At 63.6% G+C, this 7,059-nt stretch carries 5 protein-coding genes and 2 pseudogenes; all 7 read right to left on the bottom strand.

The features are described from left to right. Nucleotides 1-1,546 (bottom strand): annotated as a pseudogene (locus tag AC1VAN_RS07045) (pilus assembly protein); the annotation flags it as partial. A 94-nt stretch (nt 1,547-1,640) separates the two neighbouring features. Continuing rightward, nucleotides 1,641-2,162 carry a pilus assembly PilX family protein gene (locus tag AC1VAN_RS07040; RefSeq protein WP_032975710.1) on the bottom strand — a complete coding sequence of 174 codons (522 nt, stop codon included), beginning with the start codon at nt 2,160-2,162 and terminating at the stop codon, nt 1,641-1,643. 5 nt (nt 2,163-2,167) lie between these two features. Beyond that, complete coding sequence (locus AC1VAN_RS07035) at nt 2,168-3,325, bottom strand: PilW family protein (protein WP_480985532.1); 1,158 nt, start codon at nt 3,323-3,325, stop codon at nt 2,168-2,170. Between the two features lie 8 nt (nt 3,326-3,333). After that, complete coding sequence (gene pilV / locus AC1VAN_RS07030; protein ID WP_025875254.1) at nt 3,334-3,831, bottom strand: type IV pilus modification protein PilV; 498 nt, start codon at nt 3,829-3,831, stop codon at nt 3,334-3,336. After that, nucleotides 3,828-4,343: a GspH/FimT family pseudopilin gene (locus AC1VAN_RS07025; RefSeq protein ID WP_032975708.1), complete on the bottom strand. Its 516-nt coding sequence runs from the start codon at nt 4,341-4,343 to the stop codon at nt 3,828-3,830. Before AC1VAN_RS07025 ends, pilV begins: the two co-directional genes overlap by 4 nt. Before the next feature lie 172 nt (nt 4,344-4,515). Next, nucleotides 4,516-5,904: a nucleotide 5'-monophosphate nucleosidase PpnN gene (ppnN, locus tag AC1VAN_RS07020; protein WP_480985531.1), complete on the bottom strand. Its 1,389-nt coding sequence runs from the start codon at nt 5,902-5,904 to the stop codon at nt 4,516-4,518. 252 nt (nt 5,905-6,156) lie between these two features. Beyond that, nucleotides 6,157-7,059, bottom strand: a pseudogene (locus AC1VAN_RS07015) (Oar protein); the annotation flags it as partial.

The raw sequence follows: 7,059 nt of genomic DNA, 5'->3' as shown, positions 1-7,059 counted from the left end.
GCGCGGCGTGCCAGATCTCATCGATGACCGTTCCATCGTCCACCGTCGACGGATCAGGGCTGCCGTTCCAGTTCGGCGGATTCTTGTACGGATCCGCCGTGGCGGCAGCATCCACGCCGTAAATCCGCCCCTGAGCACCAAGCGTGACACCGTAGAAATTCATGTGCAGATCGGCCTGGCAGTCCAGTCGCTTCCACTCCGCGCTGCCTTGGGACAACGTGCCGCAGCGCTCGTCCACCGGCACCTGCCCCTTGGGGAAGCCGGTATCGGAACGAAGCGGCGTCTTGCTGCCCGAGTAATAGGCCGCAGTGACGTCGGCCATCGTATTGCTGTAATTGTCGGCGAAGGGCAGTGTCGGCAGGTTCACGGTATTGACCGCGTCCGCGTTGGCGAACGAGCCATTCGGATAGTTCTTGGAATTCGTGTAGCCATCCGTGAACAACATGCCGCCATTGCGCTGGCAGGCGCGGATGACGGGCGCGCCGTCGTCGGTACGGCGGAACTGTTCGGCCAGATACTCCACAGCACGACGGTTGGGCGTGCCGCTGATCGGCTTCAATCCGTAGATCTGCTGATAGAGATCGGCGCGGTTGGTCACCAGATCATGCATCTTCACGTTCTTCAGGTCATTGATCGTGAAGTAACCCACCCGCATGTTGTCGACGCCGTACAACGCCTCGGTGGACGCACCGACAATGGCCAGCGTGCGGCTGCGGTGATACTGGAACCAATTGGCGAAGTTCTGCACCGCAGTGTCGTAGGCACCATCGATGCTGTAGTTGTCCTTCTTGATCTGATAGCGGCGCAGATTGCACTTGGGCCCACAGGCCCCCTGGATCACCGGTCGATTCGCATCGTCCGACTTGTATCCGTAGGGCRCCGGGGAATTCTCCGGCAGGTAGAAGGTCGCCGGGAAGTACTGCACGCCATATTGCACCGCAGAGCCGATGTCACGCGAAGCGGTGCGCCAGGCGTTGTTGCGATAATACGCATTGTCGGTTCCCGTCAGATCGGGAATCTTCATCCCGTCGACGAACTGGAATCCCTCACCGCTGCTTGAACGCACACTGGTCATGTTGTACGTGATGTCGTACCCCGCAAATCCGGAGCGCGGGTCGACACGCGCCGCCGTGGTACTGGCAGGGTTCCAGCGGGTTCCATCGGCCCTCAGCCACGGCTTGTAGCTGACTGACGGGTTGTAGTAGCTGGCGTTGTAGACGTGCGAGCGGGCGAAGCCGAAGATATCCAGCGGCGGGATCGCACGACCATACGAATAGCGCTCGTTGTAGTTGTTGTGCGCGTAAAGGTAAAGATAGCAATCGGCTGAACCGGAGTTGCAGTCCTGCCCAACGCTGTAGAAGCTGCCATTGTTGTTGAAGAAGCTGCCAGTCGACGTGCTGAAGATCAAGCGCCCGTCACCGCCCGGGAACATGCGCTCGAAGGTCATCGAATTCGAGTCATCCACGGCCATGATGAACGCAGGCGGTGTCTGCACCTGCACGTTCAAGGGCTCCTGCGCCAACACACCCTGCGCCTGCGCGGCCATCAGGGTATGCACCAGATAGCCGCCAGCGGCGACAACGGCAAGGCCTACGCCCGCCAGGATCCTGCGATTTCGCGTGTTCATGGGTTCCCCACCCTCACAGCTTGAATACGGTGTCGACCGCCGAGCGCGATGTCGCGTCGGTGGCCGTGTCGCCGGCGTATGTCGTGATCTGGTAGACCGGTGTTGCGGCCTCCAACGGCTTGCCCATGTCCAGCGCCCCTTCTCCCTGGATGCAGCCCTGGATCTGCCGGACCTTCACTGCCGGCTTGCTGCCCAGCTTGGTCTTGGCGACCCAGTCCGATGGATCGAAGCCATCGTCGCAGCGTTGATCGATGTCGGCCGAGGTAACCGTCGGGCTGTCACCCGGCGACTGGCGATTGGCAATCTTCTCCACGGCATTCTCGGCACTGCGGGCGGCGCCCTCGGCACTCTGGAAGGCTACGTTGCCGGCACGGTAGCCCGATGCCATGCGCTCCTGCATGCCGGCCACCTGCATGCCTATCACGCCCAGCAGCGCCAGCATGATCAGCAGAATCAGCGCGACGTAGAGCACGGCACCACGCTGCCGGACAGGGGCAGAGAAGGTGCGGCGCGAAGACAGCTTGATGGAGCGCATGGTCGTCAATTCCCGAACAGGCGGTTGCGCAACGCAACGGAAACTTCATAGGCGCCACGGTGGCGCTGGTCATAGGGATCGCCCGGCGCGATGGTCACACCAAGCACCCCCAGGTAGGTGGCTGCCGAACCCGGAGCCTGCGCCGACGCCCGCTGCGGGCTGCGCGCAAGCAGCCCCACCTGCACCATGCYGACGCGGCGCCATGCGCCAACAGCGGTCGCATCCGTCGCGGTGCTGACGGCACTGGCAACACGCTGGTCGACGATGCGGCCACTGGGCGGAGTGGAAAGCGAAATATCCGGCGTTGCGTCAAGGCCGTACAGGAGCTGCATGCTCTCGATGCCCTCCACCAGCTCCTCACCGTCACCGTAGCCACCGGCTCCGTTGGCGCGGGCGCGGTACAGGGCAGGCTCATTGTTGCCGTTGCTCGCGATGTAATACACCAGGCCATCGGCGCGATACAGCATCGTCATCGCGTTGTTGACCGAATAGCCGGTCAGATCCAGCTTCTCGATCTTGACGGTGGATCCACTGATGGTGGCCGGGAACACATCGGCGCGGGTGCAATCGGCCAGCGCGAACACCGTCGGAGTGCCGGCAGCACCCGCCTTCAGGCGCGCCATGCCGTCACCGGACACCGTCACCGTGGTTGTAGTGCCATCCACACCGACGCCTGTCACAACCGCCCCTTCCGGGCTCAACAGGCGGAGCACAAGCACATCACTGCCGGGCAGTGGCGCCGGCTTCAGGTTGATGATGCTCTTGGGCACGGATATCGCCGCGCTCCACGTGCGCCCCAGGGTCAGTGTATTGGTCGGGGCGGTGCCTGCGGCCTCATACCCCTGCACCGGCACCGAGAAATCCAGCGGATCTCCACTGCCCGCGGCGATACCGAGGTTGTAGCGGACATCGCCGGTGTTCTTGATCACATGCGCCTGGTCGTTCACGCAGCCAAAGTGACCCGCCATGCGCAGGTCACGCTGCAGGAAGTCCAATGCGAAACGTGCATTCTCCTGGGTCCGGGCAGCCCCCTCGGACAGGCGTGAAGCCGCGCGGGACGCGATGAAGATCTGCGTGATGCCCAGCAGAAGGACCAGACCGATGACCATGGCGATCATCAGTTCGATCAGCGACAGGCCGCGGGCTCGTGAAGACGGACTCATGGACGCGCTCACAGGAAAGTGGTCAGGCCGAAGGTGGTGAGGCTGTCGGGCTCCTTCGGATCCCAACGCTGATCACCCCAGGTAATGGCCACGCTGACCCGGCCGGTGCTCTGGGTAAACTGGACCTCTGCACTGGCCTTTTCACCGAGTGTCTTCACAACCTCACATTGCCAGCGTGCCACGTTGGTCTTCGGCGTCACCGCCGCGCCGGTCGGCCAGGCACAAGCACCATTGGCCGTCACCGCTCCGGCAGCGAACGAGGCCGAAGAGTAGGCCCCGCCGGCAAGCGTATCGGTGCGCTGGGCGCGCATCAGTTCGATCAGGTCGTTGGCCAGGTTGGTCGCCTGGGTCCGGTAATTGGCACTCTGTACGAATCGCACGCTCGTGGTCTGCAGCAAGGCAAAGCCGAGCAGCCCGAACGCAAGGATCAACAACGCAACCATCACTTCGATCAGGCTGAAGCCACCCTGGGACGAACGCGGAGAGGCAAGGTTGCGGCGATTCATGAGCAGGTTCCCTTGGTCACCCGGACCTGGCCGGACTTGTTGATCGTCAATGTGCTGCGCTGTTCGCCGGCCTTGCAGGACGCCGGGGACAGGACCACCGTCTGATCGTCCGCGGCCTTGCGACGGCCACGGCCATCAAAGGCGATGGTCGCTCCCGGGGGACCAACCACGCTCAATTGCGGGTTGCCCAGGGAAAAACGCAGCACGCTGTCATTGCTGCCCAGCACGCCATCAGCGTCGAGATCGGACCAGGCCAACAGCCCCTTTGACCATTCACCGTCACACGCCAGGCCATCGGTACTGCCACAGAGGCCACCACCACGGTTGTTGCGGATGGCCTCGCTGCGCGCAAGGTTGGTCAACGCGATTACTTCGTTGTTGGCAGTTGCCAGCCGGTTCGAACGAATCATGCTGCGGAAGCTCGGATAGGCGATCGACGACAGGATCACGAAGACGGTCAGGGTGACCATCAACTCAATCAGCGTGAAGCCGTTTTGCCGGCGCAAAGACATTGGACGCTCCCCAGCGTGTTGGTGGCCACGATGGCGCACCGGCCTGCCGCCGGCAAGCGGCGGCAGGATGAACGGTCAGATCCGGGCGACGGGCGTCAAAGCCTTGACATCCCGCCCTCCCCCACCGGTCCGGCGCGGTCCCCGCCGCGCCGTCCAGCCCCCCTCGCCTCGCTTACGCCAGCACCTGGTAGCAGGGCTGGTATTCGCCGGAGATCTTCATCCGGCGCTGCTCGACGAAGGCACGCAGCAGCGCGTCCAGGGCCTGCATCATGTCGGGGTCGCCATGGATCTGGAACGGCCCGAACTCCTCGATGCGGCGCATGCCGTCTTCCTTCACGTTGCCGGCGACGATGCCCGAGAAGGCCCGGCGCAGGTCGGCTGCCAGCGCGTGCGGCGCACGCCCGTGGTGCAGGTCCAGCGCCGCCATCGCCTCGTGGGTCGGCACGAACGGCTGCTGGTATTCCCACGGAATCTCGATGGACCAGTTGAAGAAGAACGAATCCTTCTGCGCCAGGCGATGCTCGCGCACGCGCTTGATGCCGGCCGACATCTTCTTGGCCACCGCCACCGGGTCGCCGATGACGATTTCGTAGCGCTCGGCCGCGGCGTCGCCCAGGGTCAGGCGGATGAAACGGTCGATCTGCTCGAAGTACGGCGCAGCGACGGTCGGGCCGGTCAGGATCAGCGGGAACGGCAGGTCCTTGTTCTCCTCGCGCAGCAGGATGCCGAGCAGGTACAGGATCTCTTCGGCGGTACCCACGCCACCGGCGAACACGATGATGCCGTGGCCGATGCGGACGAAGGCCTCAAGGCGCTTCTCGATGTCCGGCATGATCACCAGGTGGTTGACGATCGGGTTCGGCGACTCGGCGGCGATGATGCCCGGCTCGGTCAGGCCGATGTAGCGCGTCACGGTCCGGCGCTGCTTGGCGTGGGCGATGGTGGCGCCCTTCATCGGGCCCTTCATCGCGCCCGGGCCGCAGCCGGTACAGATGTCCAGGCCGCGCAGGCCCAGCTCGTAACCGACCTGCTTGGTATACAGGTACTCGTCGCGCGAAATCGAGTGGCCGCCCCAGCAGACCACCAGGTTCGGGTCACCCGGGTTGAGGATGCGCGCATTGCGCAGCAGCCCGAACACCGCATTGGTGATGCCCTCGGACGACTCCAGCTCGGCCGCGTAGGCCGGGCCCATCTCGATGGCCAYGTACGCCAGGTCACGGACCACCGCGAACAGCAGCTCGGCCACGCCGCGGATGATCTCGCCATCGACGAACGCCATCGCCGGCGCATTGGCCAGGTCGATGCGCACGCCGCGATCCTGCTGTGCGACCTGGATGTCAAAATCGGGGTAAAGATCGCGCGCGGCGCGCGGATCATCGGAGGCACTGCCACTGGTCAGCACCGCCAGCGCGCAGCGGCGCAGCAGCTCGTGCATGCCACCACTGGAGGCGTCGCGCAGGCGCGCAACCTCGGCCCGCGACAGCACATCCAGGCCACCACGCGGGTAGATCCGCGCGTCCTGCACCGGCAGCGTCCGCGCTGCCTTTTCATTCGTTGTCATATCCACTTTTCTGCTTCCTTTAAGGTGTCCGACTGTACTGCCGCCCCCTTAAAAAGCAAAACGGCCGGGAAGCCCGACCGTTGGATAGGTGCGTCCCGCGTTCGCCGCTCCGGGACCGCTTCGGCGGCATCTGCGCCGCGCACGTGTCTGGATGCTACGCCGATGCACCACCTCCCGCAAGGACTTTCGCCTGAACGGAAAACGGCCGGGTTTCCCCGGCCGTTTCCCTTTACTGCATCAGGCTCTGACGGATCAGAACTTGTACTTCAGGGTCAGCTGCATCGACCAGCGCGACACACCGGTGTTGCCCTTGTCGTTGTTGTTTTCCTGGATGGTCGGGGTATCGGTGGCGCCGGTGAAGTTGTAGATGTACTTGCCGGTTGCCGGATCGATACCTGCGTAGCTGGCCACGCGGGAGGTGGAGTTGAAACCGTAATCTTCAATACGGCCCCACTTCTTGTTGAGCAGGTTGCCGACATTCATGATGTCCAGCGCCAGCTCACCCTTGTGCTCCTTCACGAAGCCCGGGAATTCCTGGGCGATGTGCAGGTCGAAGCTGTTCACCCACTTGGTACGGAAGGCGTTTGCCGGAGCAATCTCGCCGCGGTACTTCTCCAGCTGCGGGTTGGCGGCAAGCCAGTCGAAGAAGGCCTTCTCCATCGCCGCACCGCCGGTGAACTTGACGTCGCCCGGGCCATTCGGCACGTAGAACAGGTCGTTGAAGTAACCGGCGCCAGTGGTGGCGGCGGCATCGCCGTTCATGTCGTTGTAGTAGATGTAGCTGAACGGACGACCCGAACGACCTTCGTAGAACAGGCCCACGGTGGTGTTGTAGTTGCCGAAGAACGCCTTCTTCCAGTTGATCGAACCGGTCACGCGGTCCTTGATCGCGTAGCGCGAATCATAGGCCACGTTCTCGTTGGCGGTACCGATCAGGGTGCTGCCCCAGTTGGAGGTGTTCTGCGAGCTGGTCAGCGGGCTGACTTCCTTCGCGGCGGTGTAGGTGTAGGCCAGCGACCAGCCCCAGTTCTCGGTCAGCGGCTTGTTCAGACCGGCGGTGAACTGGCGGCTGCTGCCCTTGTCGGTGTTCTTCATGAGCAGCACGTCGCCCATGTCAGAGGGACGATTGAACTTGCCGCCCGCACCGTTGCTGCC

The sequence above is a fragment of the Stenotrophomonas sp. 05L44_2 genome, from assembly GCF_056665995.1.
The sequence above is the reverse complement of the archived record's forward strand: the minus strand, read 5'-3'. Positions and strand labels throughout refer to the sequence as shown.